This window comes from Pseudomonas sp. N-137 (genome assembly GCF_034555295.1).
GTDB lineage: Bacteria > Pseudomonadota > Gammaproteobacteria > Pseudomonadales > Pseudomonadaceae > Aquipseudomonas > Aquipseudomonas rhizophila.
On sequence record NZ_JAXUDQ010000018.1, the window covers coordinates 14,143 to 34,420 of the forward strand.

General features: G+C 61.3%; 14 protein-coding genes and 1 pseudogene. 7 read left to right on the forward strand and 8 right to left on the reverse strand.

Annotated elements, in window-relative coordinates:
- Both T3A99_RS14990 and T3A99_RS14995 read left to right on the forward strand, forming a co-directional pair.
- Positions 1 to 3,420 carry an amino acid adenylation domain-containing protein gene (locus tag T3A99_RS14990; RefSeq protein ID WP_322834514.1) on the forward strand — a complete coding sequence of 1,140 codons (3,420 nt, stop codon included), beginning with the start codon at positions 1 to 3 and terminating at the stop codon, positions 3,418 to 3,420.
- Positions 3,421 to 3,454: 34 nt separating this feature from the next.
- Positions 3,455 to 3,919: an SRPBCC family protein gene (locus tag T3A99_RS14995; RefSeq protein ID WP_322834515.1), complete on the forward strand. Its 465-nt coding sequence runs from the start codon at positions 3,455 to 3,457 to the stop codon at positions 3,917 to 3,919.
- A gap of 872 nt (positions 3,920 to 4,791) precedes the next feature.
- Here T3A99_RS14995 and T3A99_RS27905 read toward each other — a convergent pair.
- Positions 4,792 to 5,577, reverse strand: a complete 786-nt coding sequence (locus T3A99_RS27905; protein ID WP_371517439.1) for a methyl-accepting chemotaxis protein — start codon at positions 5,575 to 5,577, stop codon at positions 4,792 to 4,794.
- Between the two features lie 117 nt (positions 5,578 to 5,694).
- Positions 5,695 to 6,720 (reverse strand): annotated as a pseudogene (locus tag T3A99_RS27910) (cache domain-containing protein); the annotation flags it as partial.
- A 203-nt stretch (positions 6,721 to 6,923) separates the two neighbouring features.
- Between T3A99_RS27910 and T3A99_RS15005 the strand changes: the two are divergent.
- The 3 genes from T3A99_RS15005 (at position 6,924) to T3A99_RS15015 (ending at position 11,006) form a co-directional block, all read left to right on the forward strand.
- Positions 6,924 to 7,424, forward strand: a complete 501-nt coding sequence (locus tag T3A99_RS15005) for a sigma-70 family RNA polymerase sigma factor (RefSeq protein ID WP_047230328.1) — start codon at positions 6,924 to 6,926, stop codon at positions 7,422 to 7,424.
- The gene (locus T3A99_RS15010) at positions 7,414 to 8,415 is read left to right on the forward strand and encodes a FecR domain-containing protein (protein WP_173406326.1); all 1,002 of its coding nucleotides are present in this window, start codon (positions 7,414 to 7,416) and stop codon (positions 8,413 to 8,415) included. The genes T3A99_RS15005 and T3A99_RS15010 overlap by 11 nt, the downstream gene beginning before the upstream one ends.
- An 86-nt stretch (positions 8,416 to 8,501) precedes the next feature.
- Positions 8,502 to 11,006 carry a TonB-dependent siderophore receptor gene (locus tag T3A99_RS15015; RefSeq protein ID WP_076383229.1) on the forward strand — a complete coding sequence of 835 codons (2,505 nt, stop codon included), beginning with the start codon at positions 8,502 to 8,504 and terminating at the stop codon, positions 11,004 to 11,006.
- A gap of 152 nt (positions 11,007 to 11,158) precedes the next feature.
- Here the strand turns inward: T3A99_RS15015 and T3A99_RS15020 are convergent, their stop codons facing one another.
- On the reverse strand, positions 11,159 to 12,232 hold the full coding sequence (locus tag T3A99_RS15020; RefSeq protein ID WP_322834517.1) for a fatty acid desaturase: 1,074 nt from the start codon (positions 12,230 to 12,232) through the stop codon (positions 11,159 to 11,161).
- Positions 12,233 to 12,332: 100 nt separating this feature from the next.
- On the opposite strand from T3A99_RS15020, the gene T3A99_RS15025 reads away from it, so the two are divergent.
- Positions 12,333 to 13,337 carry an AraC family transcriptional regulator gene (locus T3A99_RS15025; protein ID WP_322834518.1) on the forward strand — a complete coding sequence of 335 codons (1,005 nt, stop codon included), beginning with the start codon at positions 12,333 to 12,335 and terminating at the stop codon, positions 13,335 to 13,337.
- Between the two features lie 142 nt (positions 13,338 to 13,479).
- On the opposite strand, the gene T3A99_RS15030 is transcribed toward T3A99_RS15025, so the two are convergent.
- The gene (locus T3A99_RS15030; RefSeq protein ID WP_047230304.1) at positions 13,480 to 14,166 is read right to left on the reverse strand and encodes a Crp/Fnr family transcriptional regulator; all 687 of its coding nucleotides are present in this window, start codon (positions 14,164 to 14,166) and stop codon (positions 13,480 to 13,482) included.
- Positions 14,167 to 14,253: 87 nt separating this feature from the next.
- On the opposite strand from T3A99_RS15030, the gene T3A99_RS15035 reads away from it, so the two are divergent.
- Positions 14,254 to 14,778 carry a DUF962 domain-containing protein gene (locus T3A99_RS15035; protein WP_076383226.1) on the forward strand — a complete coding sequence of 175 codons (525 nt, stop codon included), beginning with the start codon at positions 14,254 to 14,256 and terminating at the stop codon, positions 14,776 to 14,778.
- A gap of 130 nt (positions 14,779 to 14,908) precedes the next feature.
- On the opposite strand, the gene T3A99_RS15040 is transcribed toward T3A99_RS15035, so the two are convergent.
- From T3A99_RS15040 to T3A99_RS15055, 4 genes are all read right to left on the reverse strand, one after another.
- On the reverse strand, positions 14,909 to 17,131 hold the full coding sequence (locus tag T3A99_RS15040) for a GMC family oxidoreductase (RefSeq protein WP_322834519.1): 2,223 nt from the start codon (positions 17,129 to 17,131) through the stop codon (positions 14,909 to 14,911).
- Positions 17,128 to 17,640, reverse strand: a complete 513-nt coding sequence (locus T3A99_RS15045) for a sorbitol dehydrogenase (RefSeq protein WP_107321448.1) — start codon at positions 17,638 to 17,640, stop codon at positions 17,128 to 17,130. Before T3A99_RS15045 ends, T3A99_RS15040 begins: the two co-directional genes overlap by 4 nt.
- Positions 17,630 to 19,000, reverse strand: coding sequence for a hypothetical protein (locus T3A99_RS15050; protein WP_047230308.1), 1,371 nt, complete (start codon positions 18,998 to 19,000; stop codon positions 17,630 to 17,632). Before T3A99_RS15050 ends, T3A99_RS15045 begins: the two co-directional genes overlap by 11 nt.
- 288 nt (positions 19,001 to 19,288) lie before the next feature.
- A complete protein-coding gene (locus T3A99_RS15055) occupies positions 19,289 to 20,278 on the reverse strand; it encodes a sulfate/molybdate ABC transporter ATP-binding protein (RefSeq protein ID WP_047230309.1) in 990 nt (329 codons plus the stop codon).

Consider the following 20,278-nt stretch of genomic DNA (forward strand, 5'->3'; position numbering starts at 1 on the left):
ATGAGACGCCTCGAAATTGCCGTGTCTGGCACAAGCCAGGCCATGACCGACCTGGCCCAGGAGCTCGAACTGCACGGCCACGGTGTTGTGCATCTTGAATCAGCGAACCACCACACAGCGGTAGACCTGTTGATTGATGACGGGACGCTGCCCTGCACCCTAGACGCCCGCTCAAACCTTCAGGTGCGTGTGGCGCTCCAGGCTTTTCCCGGCCAGGCATTGCCACAGCCGGTGGTGGTTTTCCGCGACAGCGCGCATCGGCCGTTGTCCCAGGAAGTGATCGCCCCGCAAGGCTGCGGCAACGGCCAGTCTTTGCGACTGCGCGCCTTGGCGGCGGTGGTCGAGCACGGTGCGCGACTGGTCAGCCAGCTTTCCCGGGACGAAGCCTGCTTCGATCACTGGCCGACGGTGCAGACCGACGCCTGCGATGAATCGTTGCAGGGACTGGATGTGTTGGAGCCACTGGCCTTCGAACACCACCTCAATCGGCCCGCGGTGCCTTGGCTGCTGGCTGCAGCCGAAGTGCCGGTCATGCATGACATCGAGCAGCGCATGCTCAATGACGGTACGCAAGCGGCCCTGTGGGTGGACGGTCAGCTTGTCGACTACAAGTCCTTGCGCAGTCTGGCGTTGCGCTTGCAGGAGCCGATGCTCAAGCAACTGGCCGGGGCAAAACCTGGAGTGATTGGTGTCTGCCTGCCCAAGTCCGCACAGTTGTACGCAGCTATCCTGGCGGTACTGGGTTGCGGGGCGGTGTACCTGCCGCTGGACCCGCAGCACCCCGCGCAACGACGGCGCTTTATCCTGGAGAACGCCAACGCCGACTTACTGCTGCACGACGGTGACAGCGACCTGGGCGAGCTGTCGCTGCCGACGCTGGATGTACGCAAGCTGCCTTCACCCAAACCCGGCATCCCGGCCTCGCTGATCCGCCGCGTGGTGGACAGCGACGAACCGGCCGTGGCGATCTACACGTCCGGCACCACCGGCCAACCCAAAGGCGTGCTGCTCAGTCATCGCAACCTCAGCCATTTCTGCGCCTGGTATAGCGACTATGTCCGCTTACAGCGTGACAGCCGGGCATTGCAGTTCTCCACCATCAACTTTGACGCATCGCTGCTGGATATCCTGCCGACCTTCATCCAGGGTGCGACGCTGGTGGTGCCCAGCGAAGACCAGCGTCGCGACCCGCAGCAACTGGTGGCGCTGATTCAGCAACAGCGTGTCACTCATGCTTTCCTGCCGCCCGCGCTGCTGAGCGTGATGCCGCTGGATGCACCGTTGGGGCTGGAACACCTGATTACCGGCGGCGATGTCTGTGAGCCGTTCGTGATCGAGCAGCTCGCACCGCAGTGCAGTTTCCACAACATCTACGGCCCCACCGAAACCACGGTGCTGGTCACCACCCGGCAATTCGGTGTCGGTGACAACAACCGCAACCTCGGTGTGCCCATCGCCAATGGCCGGGTGCTGATTCTGGATGAGCAGCTGCAACCGGTGCCCCAAGGCACACCGGGCGAGCTGTACATCGCCGGGCCTGGGGTCGGCCTCGGCTATCTGAACGACCCGACGTTGACCGCGAGCCGCTACCTCAACCTGACGCTGCCCGACGGGCCAACGCTGCGGGTATATCGCACAGGCGATATCGCCCAATGGACCGACCACGGCATCGAACTGTGTGGTCGGCGCGATAACCAGGTGAAGATCCGTGGCTTCCGGGTCGAACCCGAGGAAATCGAGCATTGCCTGCGCGACAGCCAGTTGTTTCGCCAAGTAGCGGTGGGGGTCGATGACCGACGGCGGATCCTGGCGTTTCTGGTTCACCCTCGGGAAGACCGGGCCGGCGCTGCCCTTCAGGCTTTGCGCGAGCATGTACAAAACGCGCTGCCCAGCTACATGCACCCGGCGGCCTACGTGCAATTGCCCAGCCTGCCCTACACCAGTAATGGCAAAGTCGATCGCCGGGCCTTGCTCGCCACGGCGGTGCAAGTGCAGGTCGGCAGCCATCGGCGCCAGCCGCAGAACGTTCTGGAAACGCAGCTGCGGCAACTGTGGGCCGAGTTGCTGGAGCTGCCGGTCGACGACATCGCCACCGATGAAAGCTTCTTCAATCTCGGTGGCCATTCGATCCTGCTGTCACAACTGTTGCTGGGGGTCCGCGAAGCCTTCGGGCGCAGCCTGTCGATCAATCGCTTCATCGAAGCACCTACGCTGATCACGCTGGCGAAGTTACTGGACGATCCTGCGCAAAACAGCACATCGACCCTCAGCCCCCAGGCCTTGATCGATGCGCAAGCGGAACTCAACCTCGATCCCCTGCCTGTCAGCCGGTGTGGTGATGTGCACAAGGTGGTGGTGACCGGCGCCAACAGTTTTCTTGGGGTACACATCGTCGAGGCCTTGCTGGCCTGGGGCGCCACCGAAGTCGCGTGCCTGGTGCGCGAGTCCGGTGGACAAAGCGCGGCCGAACGCTTTGCCCAGGCCCTGCGGGACAATCGGCTGAACCACCTGGACCTGAGCCGCGTCAGTGTCTACGCCGCCGACATCACCCAACCGCAATTGGGTTTGCCAGACGACGTCTATGCCCGCATCGACCGCACCTTCGGCGCGTTGGTGCACAACGCCGCCCACGTCAATCATGTGCTCGACTACGAGTCTTTGGCGCGGGACAACGTGGAGCCGATCTTCGAATGCCTGCGCCTGTGTGAAGGGCGCAGCAAGAAGATCTTCAACTTCGTCTCTACGCTGTCGGCGTCCAGTGCGCTGGATGCCGACGGCCAGGTCCTGGAGCAGCCCGCCGCAGAGACGCCGCCGATCTACATCAAGAACGGCTACAACCTGTCCAAATGGGTCGGCGAACGGATCCTGCAGCGCGCTCGGGATCGCGGGGTGTGGGTCAATCTGTTTCGCCCCGGCAACATCAGTTTCAACAGCCTGACCGGGGTCTGCCAGCCCCACAAGAACCGGTTGATGTTGATGCTCAAGGGCTCGATCCAGCTCGGTCAGGTGCCGGATCTGTCCCTCAACTTCGACCTGATGCCGGTGGACTTCCTGGCGCGCTTCATCGCCTTCCACGCCAGTCGTTATCAGCCGACGCAGGCGGTGTTCAACCTGCACAACCCCGAGCCCTTGAGCTGGGACGCTTATGTGGCGTCGTTTCGTGACAGCGGCCGGGAATTTTCCCTGGTCAGCGTCGCCGACTGGCAACGGCAACTGGGCCGAGTCGATGCTGACAATGCGCTGTTCGGCGTACTGGGTTTCTACCTCAACGGTTTCGAGGAAGACATCGGCGACATCTCGTTGATCAACCACGCCAACGCCCGGGCCGGTGTACGGCAGATGGGTGCCCGCTACCCGGAAAAATCCCCGGCCTTGCTGCGCCGCGGCGCTGATTACCTCAAGGCCATCGATTTCATCTGAAGCACCCCTCAACTGTAAAAAAAGGAGCAAGACCATGAATGCACTTCAACCCGACACCTTGATCAAGAACCCCCACGCCTGCGAGGTCGAAACTTCAGTGGAAGTACCCGCCAACGCGGCGAGCGTCTGGGCAGTGGTGGGCAATTTTGCAAGGTTCGATCGATTCATCCCGGCACTTGAGCACATCGAAATGACCGGCGAGGGCGTGAGGTCCCTGCGCAAGAAGTTTTTCCGCGACGGGCAGAACCTGGTGGTGGAACAGCTCAACAGCCATGATGACCAGGCCATGCACATGACCTGGACGCTGATCTACAACACCCTGGGCATCGATAACCTGTGGGCGGCAATGCGCGTCGAGCCCCTGGCGGAAAACCGCTGCCGCGCCACCTGGACCATCATCGCCGACCACACCGATGCCCATACCCCGTCCGGCTTCCGAGATTTCCTGCAAGGGTTTGCCGATGAGGCGATGGGGAATGTGCAAGTGATGTTCAAGTAAACCTTGTGGGAGCGAGCCTGCTCGCGAAAGCGGTGGGTCAGCTGGCGATGATATTGGCTGTGCTGTCGCCATCGCGAGCAGGCTCGCTCCCACACTGATTTCGATTGGCAGCAAGATCCAGTCCCACCGCCGATTCTCTGTGGGAGCGAGCTTGCTCGCGAAAGCGGCGGGTCAGCTGGCGATGATGTTGGCTGTGCTGTCGCCATCGCGAGCAGGCTCGCTCCCACACTGATTTCGATTGGCCGCAAGATCCAGTCACACCGCCAATCCCCTGTGGGAGCGAGCTTGCTCGCGAAAGCGGCGGGTCAGCTGGCGATGATGTTGGCTGTGCTGTCGCCATCGCGAGCAGGCTCGCTCCCACACTGATTTCGATTGGCAGCAAGATCCAGTCCCACCGCCGATTCCCTGTGGGAGCGGGCTTGCTCGCGAAAGCGGTGGGTCAGCTGGCGATGATGTTGGCTGTGCTGTCGCCATCGCGAGCAAGCTCGCTCCCACAGTTTTGGTTCCGGGGTGGGCGCAAGATCCAGTCACACCGCCAATCCCCTGTGGGAGCGAGCTTGCTCGCGAAAGGGGTGGGTCAGCTGGCTGATGATGTTGGCTGTGCCGCCGTCTTCGCGAGCAGGCTCGCTCCCACACTGATTTCGGTTGGCCGCAAGATCCAGTCACACCGCCAATCCCCTGTGGGAGCGGGCTTGCTCGCGAAAGCGGCGGGTCAGCTGGCGATGATGTTGGCTGTGCTGTCGCCATCGCGAGCAGGCTCGCTCCCACACTGATTTCGGTTGGCCGCAAGATCCAGTCACACCGCCAATCCCCTGTGGGAGCGAGCCTGCTCGCGATGGCGGCGGCACGGTTGGCGGTGAGGTCGGCTGAGATCAGATCTTGAAGCTGTCCACCAACTGCTTCAGCCGATTGGCCTGTTGCGACAGGGCATCGCAATCCTTCAGGGTTTCATTGAGGTTGGCGACGCTTTGCTGGTTCAGCAGGTTGATGTGGCTGACATCCATGTTGAGGGTTTCCACCACGGCGGTCTGTTCTTCGGTGGCCGCGGCCACCGACTGGTTCATGCCGTCGATTTCACCGATGCGCTGCGTCACGCTGACCAGCCGCAGACCCGCCTGGTTGGCCACTTCCACACTTTCTTCGCTGGAAAGCTGGCTGGCGTTCATCGTCGTCACCGCTTCACGGGAACCGACCTGGAGCGAGGTGATCATCTTGTGGATTTCTTCCGCCGACTCCTGGGTGCGGTGCGCCAGGTTGCGCACTTCATCGGCCACCACCGCAAACCCACGCCCGGCTTCACCGGCACGGGCCGCTTCAATGGCAGCGTTCAGCGCCAGCAGGTTGGTTTGCTGAGAGATGCCCTTGATCACGTCCAGGATGTGCCCGATGTTGTCGGTGCTGGCGTTCAGGGTTTCGATCTGGGTGCACGAGAGGCTGATCTTCTGTGACAGCTCGGTCATGGCCTGGATGGTTTTTTCCACCACCTGGCGTCCGTCATCGGCTTGTTCGCTGGCACCGCTGGCCTGTTGCGAGGCGTCGGCGGCATTGCGGGCGATTTCCTGGGTCGCGGCGCCCAACTGATTGATGGCCGCTGCCACGCTGTTGGTGCGGGCGCTCTGTTCGTCGGAGCCAATGAGCGAGGCATTGGACGAAGTCATCACCCGCTGCGACAGGTCATGCACTTGCCGAGTGGCGGAAGACACTTCCGAGATCGACGCGTGAATCCGCTCCACGAATTGGTTGAACGAGCTGCCCAGCTCACCGAACTCATCCTTGCCCTGGACCACCAGACGCCGGGTCAGGTCGCCTTCACCTTGGGCGATGTCCCGCATGGCGCGCCCCATGGTGGTCAATGGACGCATCAACACCTGGATCAACAGGCTCAGCAGCAACGCAATGGCCGCCACCGCCACAAACATCGCAATCAGCGCCGAGGTACGGAAATGGCTCAGCGGTGCGTAGGCCTTGTCTTTGTCGATCGATAGACCGATGTACCACTGGGTATTCGGCAGGCCTGCGACGGGGGTAAACGAAAGAATGCGATCCTGCCCATTGAGCTCAACCTCCTGGATACCTTTCTCGATGCGCACTGGCGTACCGGGGTAGATGTCCTTGAGGTTCTTCATCACCTGGTCCTTGTCCGGGCTGACGATGACCTGACCGTCGCCGCTGACCAGAAACCCATGGCCGATGCCGCCGAAATCCACGGAGTTGATGATTTTCACCAGGGTTTCCAGGCTCAGGTCGCCCCCCACCACACCGAGCAGCTCACCGTTGTGCTTCACCGGCAGGGCGATGGTCACCACCAGGCCGCCGACCGCAGCCAGGTAGGGCGGGGTCAGCATGGTTTGATCGATGGTGACTGCCTGTTTGTACCAGGGGCGCTGGCGCGGGTCGTAGCCGTCGGGCATTTTTGCGTCAGGGCGCTGGGTGAAGACGCCGTTGGCCTGACCCACGTAAGTGAACTGGAAATTCGACGTCAGCGCCGGCTGATCCACCAGCCCCGGCAGATCGGCACCCGCGCCCTGGTGCGCAATATTCTGCGCCAGGTTTTCCAGCACCAGCACCCGGCCGCTCATCCAGTTCTGGACGCTGCTGGCCGTCAGGTCGCCGGACTGCTGGATGGAGGATTCGAGACTGCTGCCAATGGTTTTTCGTTGCAGGTAGTCGTTGTAGAGCGTGAACAGGGCAAAAGCCAGAACGACCACACCAGAGGCGGCCAGAAGGATTTTATGGCTGAACTTCAGATTCATCGACAGGCTTCTTATGCAGGGAGTGGGGGTGCATTCCGGTTGCAGCATTCATGTCACAGCGCGGGCGGACTTGTGATCTGCTCCACTTTGGTGCACGCATATAACGCTGTCGGCAAAAGTTAAAAAAATATGAGCCCTTTAAACAAATGGGCGACGGAAGGACACGGTGCGTCGAACGGTGGTTGCAAATTCACTGACCCCTGATGACAATGCGACCTATTATCATTTGCGACATCCAGGCCTTCGCGTTCATGTCATCTCCCGAGTTTGCAGTACAGACGCTCTACAGCAACCATCACGGCTGGCTTCACACATGGCTGCGCAGCCGCTTGGGCAATGCTGCCGACGCAGCGGACCTGGCCCAGGACACTTTCGTGCGCCTGCTGCAACGCACCGAACGCCTGGAGCTCAAGTCGCCCCGCGCCTTTCTACGCACCATCGCCCAAGGCCTGGTGATCGATCATTGGCGCCGGGAAGAAATCGAACGCGCTTACCTGGAATCCATCGCCCACCTGCCACCCGCCCAAGCCCCCGACACCGAAGCCCAGGCCTTGATCCTGGAGCTGCTGGAAGCCATCGCCAGAATGCTCGAGGGCCTGAAGCCGAAAGTGCGCAGGGCATTTCTGTTGGCCCAGTGCGAAGGCCTGACGTACAAGCAGATTGCCGAGCAGATGGGCATTTCCTTGCGCTCGGTGGAACGATACGTCGCCGATGCGCTGTATCACTGCTATGTGTTGCGCTATGAAAGCTGAGCCTGTGGATAACGTGTTGAATCGACGCAGCGGCCCATCCCAACAGGTAGTCAGGCAAGCGATCAACTGGCTGCTGCGCCTGCGCAACCATGCTGCCAATCCGGCCTTGCGCCAACAATGCGAGGTCTGGCGCGCCGCCCATCACGAACACGAATTGGCCTGGCAGCGGGTGCAAGCGCTGCACAGTGAGTTGACCTCGAACCTGCGGGCGGTCCCCGGCGCCCACGTCGCTCTCGACACCCTGGAAAACAGCGCCCAGCGACTCGGTCGGCGCCAGGCCTTGAAACTGTTGTCGGGGGTGGCGCTGATAGGCTCCGCCGCCTGGCTGGGCAAGGACCTGGGCTGGCAGCCGTGGAGCGCGGATTTCGCCACTGCCACCGGCGAACATCGAGGTTTCCAGTTGCCCGACGGTACGCGGCTTGAACTGAACACTGACAGCGCCGCCGACCTGGACTACACGACCGAGCATCGCCTGATCAGCCTGACGCGAGGTGAAATCATGCTCACCTGCGGTCGCGATCCCGCGCGGCCGCTGCTGGTGCGCAGCCGACATGGCCTGTTCGAAGGGCTGGACGGGCGCTTCGTGGTGCGGCAGGACAATGCCTGCACACGCCTGAGCGTCACCCGTGGCAGGGTCGCGATCCTTTCACACCGTGGCGCCGATGGTGCCCCGCTACAGGTGAGCGCCGGGCAGAGCTATCTGCTCAGCTCATCGACAGCGACCATGGCGCCGCCGCTGGATATGGACATCGGCGCCTGGGCGGAGGGTTTGCTCGTGACGCGCAACATGCGTCTGGAGGACTTCCTCAACGAGGTAGGACGTTACCGCCAGGGCTATCTGAAATGCGCCGCGTCGATTGCGGACCTGCGCTTGTCAGGCGTTTTCCGCCTGGAAGACACCGACAGGTTGCTGGCCGTCCTGCCGCGCACGCTCCCCGTTCAATTACGCTATCGAACCCGTTGGTGGGTCACGGTGCAGGAATCGGTCTGATTTTTTTTGGCGGGTTTTGCGCGCAAGTCCGGCTAGGACAGTAAGCAACGCTTATCTGCCCTTAGCGACTCCAACGGAAACCCACAATGACTGAGTGCGTAAACCTCAACACCCCCTTTGGCTGCTCCTCGCAAACAGGCCTGTTGCGCCATGCCATCCGTGCTGCACTGTTCTGCACGGTGTTGAGTGCGGGCGCCGTGCCAATGTTCGCCGTCGCGGCGCAAGACGGTGTCACCACCGCGCGCCAGAGCTACAACATTGCCGCCGGCCCCCTGAGCGATGTGCTGAACCAGTTCGCTCGTCAGGCCGGCATCACCCTGGCAAGCACTCCGCAGCAGACGAGCGGTATCCAGTCCCCGGGACTGCACGGCGAGTATTCGACGGACCAGGCCCTGAGCCATCTTCTCAGCGCTTCAGGCCTGACCGCCGTCAGCCCGGATGGCAGCAGCTATGTGCTGCAAACCGAGGCCTCGGGCGGCACGTTGGCGCTGCCGACCACCGACATCAAGGGGTTTGCCCTGGGTAACGCGTTGGGCAGCATGGCGGGCTACAACGCCACCCACAGCCAGGTCGCCACCAAGACCAGTACCGCCCTGCGGGAAACCTCGCAAAGCGTCTCCGTGGTCACCCGCGAGCAAATGGACGACCAAGGCGCGCAAACCGTCTCCCAGGCCATGCGCTACACCCCAGGGGTATTGACCAACCCCTACGGCGCGACCCATCGCTACGACTACGTGGCGATGCGCGGCTTCAACGATGGCTCGGTGGACAACATCTACCTCGACGGCCTCAAGTCCATGGGCGACAGCGGCACCTACAGTTCCATGCAAGTCGACCCGTACTTCCTTGAGCGGGTCGACATTCTCAAAGGCCCGTCCTCGGTGCTCTACGGGCGTAGCTCGCCCGGCGGCCTGGTGGCACTCACCAGCAAGAAACCGCTGTACGAGGCCTATCACCAAATCCAGGCCACGGTCGGCACCCAGGGCCAACGCGGCATGGGCTTCGACTTTACCGGGCCGGTGGATGACGACAAACGCATCGCCTATCGCCTGGTGGGCCTGGCGGATACGTCCGACACGCAGTTCGACCACACCAAGGAAAAGCGCTTTGCCCTCGCCCCCACGGTGAGCATCGACTTTACCGAAGACACGTCGCTGACACTTCAGGCCTACCTGCAGCACGACCCCGACGGGGGTTATCACGGCGGCATGCCAGCCGACGGCACCTTGCATCAGCGCAACGGCAAGCGTATCTCGGAAAATTTCTTCGAAGGCGAGCCGGGCGTCGATGGCTATGAACGTGATCAGCAGTCGTTCGGCTACCAGTTCGAACACCGTTTCAACGATGTCTTCACCGCCCGGCAGAACTTCCGTTACCTGGACTCCCAAGTCACCAATGATCAGGTCTACGCCTACGGCTGGACCACGCCGACCAGCAACGAGCTGAACCGCTACTACACCGGTGCCGAAGAAAAACTGCATTCGTTCATCGTCGACAACATGCTGCAGGCTGAATTTTTCAGCGGGGCGACCAAGCACACCGTGCTGATGGGCGCTGACTATCAGCGGCGCAAGACCGTGGTGGATTGGACCAGCGGCAGCCTGGCCCCGATCAACGCCTTCGACCCGGTCTATGGCAACTCGGCTATCACCTACTTCAGCCCCACCAGCTACCTGCGACGCCTGGAACAGACCGGTGTCTACCTGCAAGACCTGATCGAGATGGATAAATGGCGTTTCTCCCTGGGCCTGCGTCAGGACTGGGTGAAAACCTCGGATGAAAACCGCATCGCTGAGTTCGGCCGCCCGGAAGGCACCGAGATCAACGACAAACGCAGCAAGCTCACTGGCCGTGCCGGGGCGCTGTACCTGTTCGACAACGGCCTGGCGCCGTACGTCAGCTACTCCGAGTCGTTCAACCCCAACTCCTACGCCGACAGCGCCGGCAACCCGCTGTCGCCGACCGATGGCAAGCAATGGGAACTGGGCCTGAAGTATCAGCCACCGGGTACGGATGACCTGTACACCGCCTCGCTGTTCCGCATCGACCAGGAGAACCTGGCGACCAAACTGCCCCAGGAAAACTTCTACCGCGCCGTCGGTGCCGTTCGCTCCCAGGGCCTGGAACTGGAAGCGCACCTGCAACTGACCGAGCAGTTCAAAGTGCTGGGCAGCTACACCTTCACCGATATCGAATATTCGAAATCGATGATCAGCACGTTGAGCACCACCACCGACATCATCGAAAACAAAGGCAACTCACCGACCCAGGCCCCACGCCACATGGCTTCGGTGTGGGCGGACTACAAGTTCGACAGCGGCGCGCTCGATGGCCTGCGACTGGGCGGTGGCGTACGTTATGTCGGCTACAGCTGGGCCGATGCGGAAAACACCATGAAGGTGCCGTCCTATACGTTGTTCGATGCGTCGGTGGGGTATGACCTGGGCAAGGTCGGCTTGAAAGGTGTGGACGTGCGCCTGAACGCAAACAACCTGACCAACGAAACCTACGTCGCCTCCTGCGCCAGCCTGAGCTACTGCTACCTGGGCGAAGAACGCAACGTGGCGGCGACGGTGAGTTATCAGTTCTGACCCGTTCTCTTTGGTAACTCATTCTCTGTGGCGAGGGAGCTTGCTCCCGCTGGACGCGAAGCGGCCCTGTTTTTTTGGGGCTGCTGCGCAACCCAGCGGGAGCAAGCTCCCTCGCCACAAGGTTCGGTTTTTACTTCTCGAACCTGTTTGCGTCAAACCCGCACCGCATCCCCTTCCTCCCGCACCACACCCTCTTCCCGCACAAACCGGTTCGCCCGCCCAAACGTGCCGAAATCATTGAACCGCACGCCCATCTCACGCATCACTTTGTGGGCCACCGGCACCGTCATCTGGCGGATGTAGAACGGCTCTTTGACCACGAAATGATGGACCCCGTGGCTACTGCCGAAGTTGAAGCAGAACGCCTGCAATGGCCACAGCCACCAGGGGTTGAGCACCTGGGTTTGCTGGATGACATTGCCCGGCTCGATGTCGCCGTAGTAATGCATGTTCGAGCTGATGAAGTGCAGGCAAAAGGTGCGTAGTACGTTCGGGCCGATGATCACCACCGCTGCGATGTCGATCACGTGCATCACTGCCAGCGTGGTTGCCGACCAATCAATCGACGTGCCAAGCAGATAAGCGACAGCGTTGGCCCCATGGAAACCGAGAAACACGTACCACGCGCCCCAGTGCAACAGCGCCAGCGGGAAATACACCTTCAGCGTGCGCTTGAGGATGCTGCGCTTGTGCGCCCAGGTCTTGGCCCGCAGCAGGCGAATGAAGGCCGACATCACGTTGTCGCCCACCATCAGCAAGCGCGCCAGCCCCCAGGGCTCGCCATTGGTAATGGCCCGCTCTTCCAGGTCGGCCTCGCTGCCGGACACTTTGTGATGATTGAGGTGCAAATGGCGGCGGATCCACGGGTTGATGGTGCTGGGCCGCGCCAGCCAGACCAGGCCCATCATCAGGTTGTGGGGTGCACGTTGCTTGCGAAAATACATGCTGTGAATCAGGTCGTGTTCCAGCTCGTGGGTCAGTGAAGCGAAAAAAGCGTTGAGCAGCAGGCATGCCCAACCGGCCAGGTGACCGTTGATGTAGAGCAGCGCCGAACCGACCATCCCGGCCAGGGCGAACGCCAGGATGCCCGCGCCCAACGCATCCTGATGACGCAGGATCGGGTAGCGCTGGCGCAGTTCTTCGCCTCGGGCCAAGACTACCTGGCGAATATGGGCCGATCGCTGTTGTGCATTCAATCGCTCGGGGCTTGCGCAAGTGCCGTGCATGGCTTACATCCTCTTCTATCGATGTGCTCATCCTGCCGGGCGATGCCCCCTAGGGTGGTAGCCGTAAACGCCAACCTGTTGACCGCAAGCGCCAATCGCCATGACTGAACCCACCTCCCTCGCCAGTTGGACCCGCGCCCTGCGCAAACAGCTTGATGCGTTGGGCCTGGACAGCCATGCCCTGTGCCTGGAGGCCGGGCTCGATCCGCAGTTGATGGACGACCCGAATGCCCGTTATCCGCTCTCGGCCACCACGCGCCTGTGGGAACTGGCCGTGCAGGCCAGCGGTGATCCGGCGATCGGCCTGCGGGTTTCGCGCTTCGTCAGTCCCACCACGTTCCACGCTCTGGGTTATGCCCTGGTGGCCAGCGGCAGTTTGCGAGAAGTGTTTGAGCGAATCATGCGTTATCACCCGGTGGTCAGCGATGCGTTGATGCTGCAACTGAGCCGCTGCGAAGACCGATACCGCTTCACGCTCGACGTGCCCCAAGGCCGGGCGACGCCGGCCTTTGAAGCCATCGATGCGTTCGCCGCGATTTACGTGCGCACGTGTCGCAACCGACTGGGCCGCGATTACGCGCCGCTGGCGGTGTACTTGCGGCGCCCGGAACCGACGGACCCCGGCCCCTGGCATAAAGTGTTCCGTTCACCTGTGTATTTCGGCGCCGAGCAAGATTGCCTGGAATTCAGCCTCGTCGATTTCGACAGCCACCTGGACGACGCCAATCCGGAGCTGGCTGAACACAACGAGACGGTACTCAAGCGCACCCTCGCCCAGCTCCAGCCGCTGACCTGGGAGCGCAAGGTGCGAGCCGCTATCGAGGCCCAACTGCCCGAAGGCGAACCCAGCGCCGAGCGCATCGCCCAGGCCATGCACCTGAGCCTGCGCAGCCTGCAACGGCATTTGGCCGATGAAGGCTGCCGCTTCGACACGCTGCTTAACGAATGTCGGGAAAACCTGGCACTGCTGCACCTGCGCGACCCGCAGTGCTCACTGAGTGAAGTCGGTTATCTTCTGGGCTTTGCCGATGCCAGCAGCTTCAGCCGGGCGTTCAAGCGCTGGACCGGAATGACGCCGGGGCAGTTTCGGGATGGGTTGCGCTAGGGGTTTGCGTTGGCTGGGCCGGCCCTATCGCGAGCAGGCTCGCTCCCACATTGTCTTGAGGTGAACTCAACATTCAGGCCCGCCACCAACGCTGTGGGAGCGAGCCTGCTCGCGATAGCGGTGGATCAGTCGATACAGGCCTTCAGATCGTGGTCAATGCCCGCAACCGCTCGATATCCAGGATTTCAATCTCACCATAAGCCAGCTGCACAATGCCCTGGGCCTGAAGGTCCTTGAGGATCTGGTTGGTGGTCTGGCGCGACAGTGAGAGCATGAGCGCCAGTTGCTCCTGGGGCAGTTGCAAGACCCGTCGCGCCGGTTCGATTTCGCCGTAGCCTTCGGCGATCATCAGCAGGCGATTGGCAACACGTACCGGGGCGGGCATCAGGCTCAGGTGTTCGAGATTGATGAAGGTCAGGCGCAGTTTGTGGCTCATCAGCCGCGCAATATCTCGCCAATAGACCGGATGTTCTTGCAGAAACGCCATCAACGGCGCCTGAGGCAAGTGCAGCAAGGTGCACTGGCCCACGCTCACCGCGTCATGGGTGCGCGGCTGGCCATCGAACAGGCAGATTTCACCAAACCAGTGGGGGGCTTCCACCACACTGAGCAGCGCTTCCTTGCCCTGTTCGTTCACTGCGCCGATCCGTACCGCGCCCTCCAATACGGCGTACATCCCGCAGGGTGGGTCACCGCGCTGAAACAGCCGATGCCCCGGCACCAGGCGGCGCACCCGCGACATGCCCAACAGACTATTCTGTAACTCAGCGGGCAAGTGGCTGTACCAGTGACCGGCCAACAGGTGCGAGTGCCAGGGATGGGTATTCATGGAAACTCCGGGACAAGTGTCGGCTAACTGACAGAACGCCTCGTGGAACCCGGGCATCATGCAGGCATCACCTCAGGAGGAACAACAATGAAAAGCCTCGTTGATCATCTCAGTCAATACGCTGCCTACCACCGCGACCCACGCAACATCGCCACGCACTTCATCGGTATTCCGCTGATTTTCGTCGCCGTCGCCGTACTGCTGTCACGGCCGGGTTGGCCGGTGGGCGCGGTCCTGGTGTCGCCGGCGCTGCTGATAGCGGTAGCCAGTGCCTGGTTCTATCTACGCCTTGAGTTGCGCCTGGGGGTGCTGATGACGGTACTGCTGGCCCTGGCGCTATGGCTGGGCCAGGTGCTCGCCGCGCAAAGCACCTTGGTGTGGCTGGGCAGTGGCCTGGGGATGTTCGTGGTGGGCTGGGTGATCCAGTTCGTCGGTCACTATTACGAAGGCCGTAAACCGGCGTTCGTCGATGACCTCACCGGGTTGATTGTCGGGCCTCTGTTCGTGGTGGTGGAGGCGGGTTTCCTGCTGGGGCTTCGTAGCGAACTGAAGCGGGCCATTGAAGAACGCGCCGGGCCCGTGGCCTTGCGTCACCAACGCTCGGCCGTCTGAATCTGTGGGAGCAAGGCTTGCCCGCGAAGGCATCGCCTCGGTCTATCAAGCTACACCGAGGTGTTTGCATCGCGGGCAAGCCTTACTCCCACAAGCTCGCTCCCACAAGAGTCAGGCCTTACCGCTCAGGTTACAGCGCACCAAACTCGACCCGTATCGTCAGCGCGCCGGTGTTATCTTTCAAGCCAGACCCATGTTGCCCGGTCAGGTCATCGTTGATGCACAGTTGCAGTTCCCCTTGCTGGTCGCTCGGAACCTGCGCCAGATCACCCACCAGGAACGGCGTTCCATCGTTGCCCACACGACCGATCAAGGCGCCTTCGGCGGCACCGGGCAAGGCATAGCTGCTGTAGTCGATGTGCCGCGAACCACCGTTTCCATCGACATTGCCGCCCTGCGGACTCGCGCACCATAACCCCCTGACGTAGCGAACCACGCGCGGTATCAACCCGTTGATCTGCACTCCAGTGCCCTGCCAGGCGATGTTGGATTGGACCTGCATGGTCACCGCCTTCAGGTCGTTGGCCACGGTGTCCCCGGCTTGGAACGACAGCGCCGCAATCGTCAGGCTCGGGTTCGAGGTGCCCGTGCTGGGGAACACGCCATCGCCCACCAGAAACAGGTTCTTGTGGTCCCAACTGCGCTGGTATTTGTCCACCACCGACTTGGCTGGATCATCGCCCATGCGATAGGTCCCCATCAGGTGTCCGGCGCCCTGGAAGCTGTAATCTTCGCCTTTGTAGTTGAAGGTCCCTTTGCCAATGGGTGCTGTCAGTTCCACGGCGCCAAGCAGGTCCTTGATGATGTGGCTCGCCAGTATCTTCGCCTGCCTGAAACCTTCCTTGGTGTAATCGGACAGGTCGTAGTGGATTTCCGGCCGAAGAATGCCGAGCCCGTCCTTGTAGTTATCCGTCGAGGGCACGATGTAGCTATTGGACTGGTCGGGATGGTCTTCCACCTGTTCCACCAGGAAGCCGATCCGAAACTGGCGGATGAACAGTTCGTTGAGTTTTTTGATCAGTGCCGTGCCGTACAGCGCTTCAGTGGGCGGCGGCGGTGTCTCTTTCGCCGGCAATGGATTGGTGCGACTTATGTTCTTCCCGTCGATAAAATCGGCCACGGTGACGTAAGGATCGCCAACCGGCCAGTTCCAGCCTTCATTGCCAATTTCGATGCGCCATGCCGCTCGCTGGCTGCGGAAGGCACCGTCACGCAGGCTCTCGATGCCCGCCGTGGACACCGGGCCACGATATGGGAAAACCGTCTTGCCTTCCGGCATCAGCCCCCACGCCAGGTAAATCGGATGATCGGACAGGCTGCGTCCCACCTGCCCGCTGCTGTTGGCCACACCTTTAGGCCAGTCCGGGTTTTTGGAGTTGAGCAACAATTTAGGGGTTTCGATGGCATGGGCCGCGATCACGTAACGCTGCCCGATGGCCACACCGTTTCCCGTCTTCGGTCCCTCGCCAAGCTGATATTGAATGAATTCGATGCCATTGATGTTCTTGTCCGGGCCCACGGTCACTTTGCTGGCCACGGTCCGGTACATGACCCGGACGTTGCCGGTGGCCCGGGCCTTGTTCATGGTCACCGTGGCGTCGTACTTGGCCTGGATCGGGCAGATCGGCGTGCAGTTGGTATTGCCGGCACACACCCGGCGCCCGGCGTAGGGCTGGGAATTGCGCCCCGCCGGGGTCGGACTGACCACCAGCGGCAAGCCGTCGAACGTCTGCCCGGTCACGGCGCTGACAAAACTGCCGTCAACCAGTGACAGCGGAATGCTGTGCATCGGGAATGAATAGCCCTCGGGAAAGGTCATGCCCAGATAAGCCTGGTCGGCGACATTGGCCGACACACCGATTTCCGCCTCGGCCCGGCAATAGGCACTTTGCAGATCGTCGTAGCCGATCGGCCAGTCCACCCCGACGCCGTATTTGCTCTTCAGGCGAAAATCGTTCGGCACCATGCGCAGGCACGTCCCGACCCAATGCCAGGTCGTCCCGCCGCCCACCCGTTCGTAGGTGCTGTTGAAGGGCAACGGGCCTTTCTGCACCAGGTAACTGATTTCCGGTTTGTCCCAACCCAGGATCAGATCGGCGATGGTTGCCCGCGGGGCATTTTCCTTGGTCGGGTCGCGCGGTGTGTCCAGGGTCGATACCGGAGGATAGGGCGACTCCGGGGTTTTCAGGGTCGCCGTGTAGAAGCGCTCCAGATACTGCGTACGATTGGCCGGGATCTCCGGGCCCGATTCGAGCACCAGCACATCCACGCCAGCCATGCCCAACTGATAAGCGATGATGCTGCCGGCCAGCCCCGCACCAACGATGACCACCTCTGCTTGTTCGGTACTCATGACGAAGCTCCTTGCTGCGCGTTGGCAGCTACTCCGGTGTAATCCTCAAGGCTGGGCGGCGTCGTGTTCCAGTAGCCGAAGAACATCTCGCTGTAGCCCATAGGGTGAGCCTGGGCGGCTTTCCAGGCCCATCCATTGATATAAGCCTGGTCGGACACCACCGTCTGCTCATCCTTTTTGAAACTCGCCGCGTCATAGGGTTGGTACCAGACGCCCAGCAACCACAGCTTCATGATCGAACGCGCGGCTTTGGCGGTCTGCGTGTCGGCCGGTAGCGCTCCGTCCATCAATACCGCTTGGGCGATCTGATCCGGGGATTGATTGTCCCCCGCCAGGTTGGCGTATTGAGTCAGCAATGTACTGAGCACATCAGGCGTGATTCTTGGCGTGATGAATTCAAGAAACAGCGGAGGCAAACCCACCTGGTCGATCGCCGGTGCCAATCGCTCAGTGGAAATGCCAGTCAGGACCGATGAAAGGCCTACGAAATTTTCCAGTTCACTGCTCATGCTTGACTCCTTGTCCAGTCGTGGACTGCGCGCGTTCGAGCAAATAGGTGAAATCCGCGAAGCTGGTGCGCGGCGATTCGGTGACATGGGTAGCCGCATTGCCATGACACGCCATGCAACTGGAAGACGCTTGGGGCACGGTGCCCTGGATGTAGGTTTCCAGCGTGGCGTTGGCCAGGAACAACGGGGCAGGATTGCCCAGCGGGTTGGCGGCTGATATCTGACAGTTGGGCTGTGGTGCCGACGGCCACTGGGTACTGATCAATTGATAGTTCGCCCAGACGCTCTGTGGGTTGACTGTACGCAACAGCGCTTGATAGGTGGCGTTCAGGGTTTTGGTGGCTTCGGTCAGCGGTATCTCACGCACGATCTGCGAGGGTGTTGCCTTGACCGCCGGGTTCCAGGGCCGGGGCGGCGGCTGGTTGATATCGCTTTGGCTGGCAGCGTTGTAGAACAGATAAGGTCCCACCCGTTGGGCCGGGGGCGTGGTCTGTTCGGGTACGTTTTTCACATGTTCAAAGGTCGACCAGACCCACTGCGCGGCGCTGTCGGTCTTGTGAACGATGTGCAGTCCCACCAACCCCACCGGTTCGGACTTGCACGACTCCCCGACAATGGGTCCTTTGCTCGGGTCGCTGTTTCCCGGTGTATAGACCAGCGCATCGACGGTGTGAAAATCCTGCGGACGATCATTGGCGCCCAGCACTTTCCACGATGCTTTCACCATCAGCGCGCCGACGTCCTGTGTCTTGGCCGAGCCGCAACTGAAAGCCACGGCGTTGGTCGGGTTTGCGGCAAAAAACTTCTGCTGGCCTTCGATGCTGTACAGACCATTGTCGACAATGGAATTGAACATCGATCGGTTGACCACGATTTCGTTGCGCGTATAGGTACCGTTCTGATCCACCAGCGGGCCGCTCTCGAAAGGCTGGATAAACTCATCCAGCACATCGGGCACCTTGCCCATCTGCTGCAACAGGCGCCCGGACTTGAGCGACTTGCACGCTTCGGGAAGCGTCGCCGGCGCGTCCCAGGCCAACGGCGCCTGACCCTTGGCCCGGAAGATCTGGTAGCTCTCTTTCCAGCTTTCCCACACCGTTGCCCCATCCTGTTTGCCGATGGAGGTGCCGGTATTGGGATTGCCGTTGTCCAGCGCCGGCCAGTTCAGGGCAATGAAGGTCTGCCATGACAGGTCATCGAAATCGCGCTGAAGGCTGGCCAGCGTGGGATGTTCCTCGGCAACCGTGACATCGAAGGGTATCTGCGGTGACAACGAGGGGGTGGCGCTGACGGATGGGCTCAATAAAACGCTTAGCAAGGCACAGCCAAACGGGCCATGCCGACTGACTTCCATTCTCATGCTTTATCTCCTTGGCATCAGGGCGCCAGGAGATAACACCGGTCCGTCATTGGACTCTTACTGCCTCCTGGCAAGTCAGAGTCTAGGTAGGGTTTGGTTCAAGGCCAGGTGCAGAAGTAGAACCGATCGAAGCAAGGCCAAGCGGGGTTATTCGGATTCGGCTCGGGGTGTCAGTGAGGGCGCCATCGCGAGCAAGCTCGCTCCCACAGTGGATTTTCATAGGTACACAAATATTGTGTTCACTGAAGTTCTACTGTGGGAGCGAGCTTGCTCGCGATGCTTTTGATCCTAGAGGTTAGCGACTTTCTGCCAGACCTTCGGCTTGAAGAACAGCGTCTCGCCCTTCGCCAGGCCCACCAGACTGTCGTGGTCCTTCACCACTTCAGCTTCGATCAGCTCGCTCTGGCCTTCCACCTTCAGGGTCACCCGGGTGGTGGCACCCAGCGGGCGAATGTCGCGCACTTCGGCGGCGTGGTGATCCTCCAGTTCCGAACGCGACAGCGAGACTTCGTGAGGGCGGAACAGCACATGCCGGTCTTCACCCAAGTGCAGGCGGTTCGAGTCGCCGAGGAAGTGGTACACAAAATCACTGGCCGGGTTTTCGTAGACATCGCCCGGCGAGCCGATCTGCTCGATCACGCCCTTGTTCATCACCACGATCCGGTCGGCGACTTCCATGGCTTCTTCCTGGTCGTGGGTCACGAACACCGAGGTCAGGTTGATGTCCTCGTGCAACCGCGCCAGCCAGCGCCGCAGTTCCTTGCGAACCTTGGCGTCGAGGGCGCCGAAGGGTTCATCCAGCAGCAGCACTTTAGGCTCCACCGCCAGGGCACGGGCCAGGGCGATACGCTGGCGCTGGCCGCCGGAAAGCTGTTCGGGGTAACGGTCGGCGAGCCAGTCCAGTTGCACCATGTTCAACAACTCGTGGACCTTGGTCGCGATCTGGCTTTCGTTCGGGCGTTGGTTTTTGGGCTTCATGCGCAAGCCGAAGGCAACGTTGTCGAACACCGTCATGTGGCGGAACAGGGCATAGTGCTGGAATACGAAACCGACGTTGCGATCACGCACGTCGTGGCCGGAAACGTCCTCGCCGTGGAACACGATGTTGCCCTGGTCCGGGGTTTCGAGGCCGGCGATGATCCGCAGCAAAGTGGTCTTGCCGCAACCCGACGGCCCCAGCAGGGCCACCAACTCGCCGCTCTGGATGTCCAGGCTGATATCGTCCAGGGCCTTGAAGGCGTGGAAATTCTTGCTGACGTTACGAACTTCGATCGACAT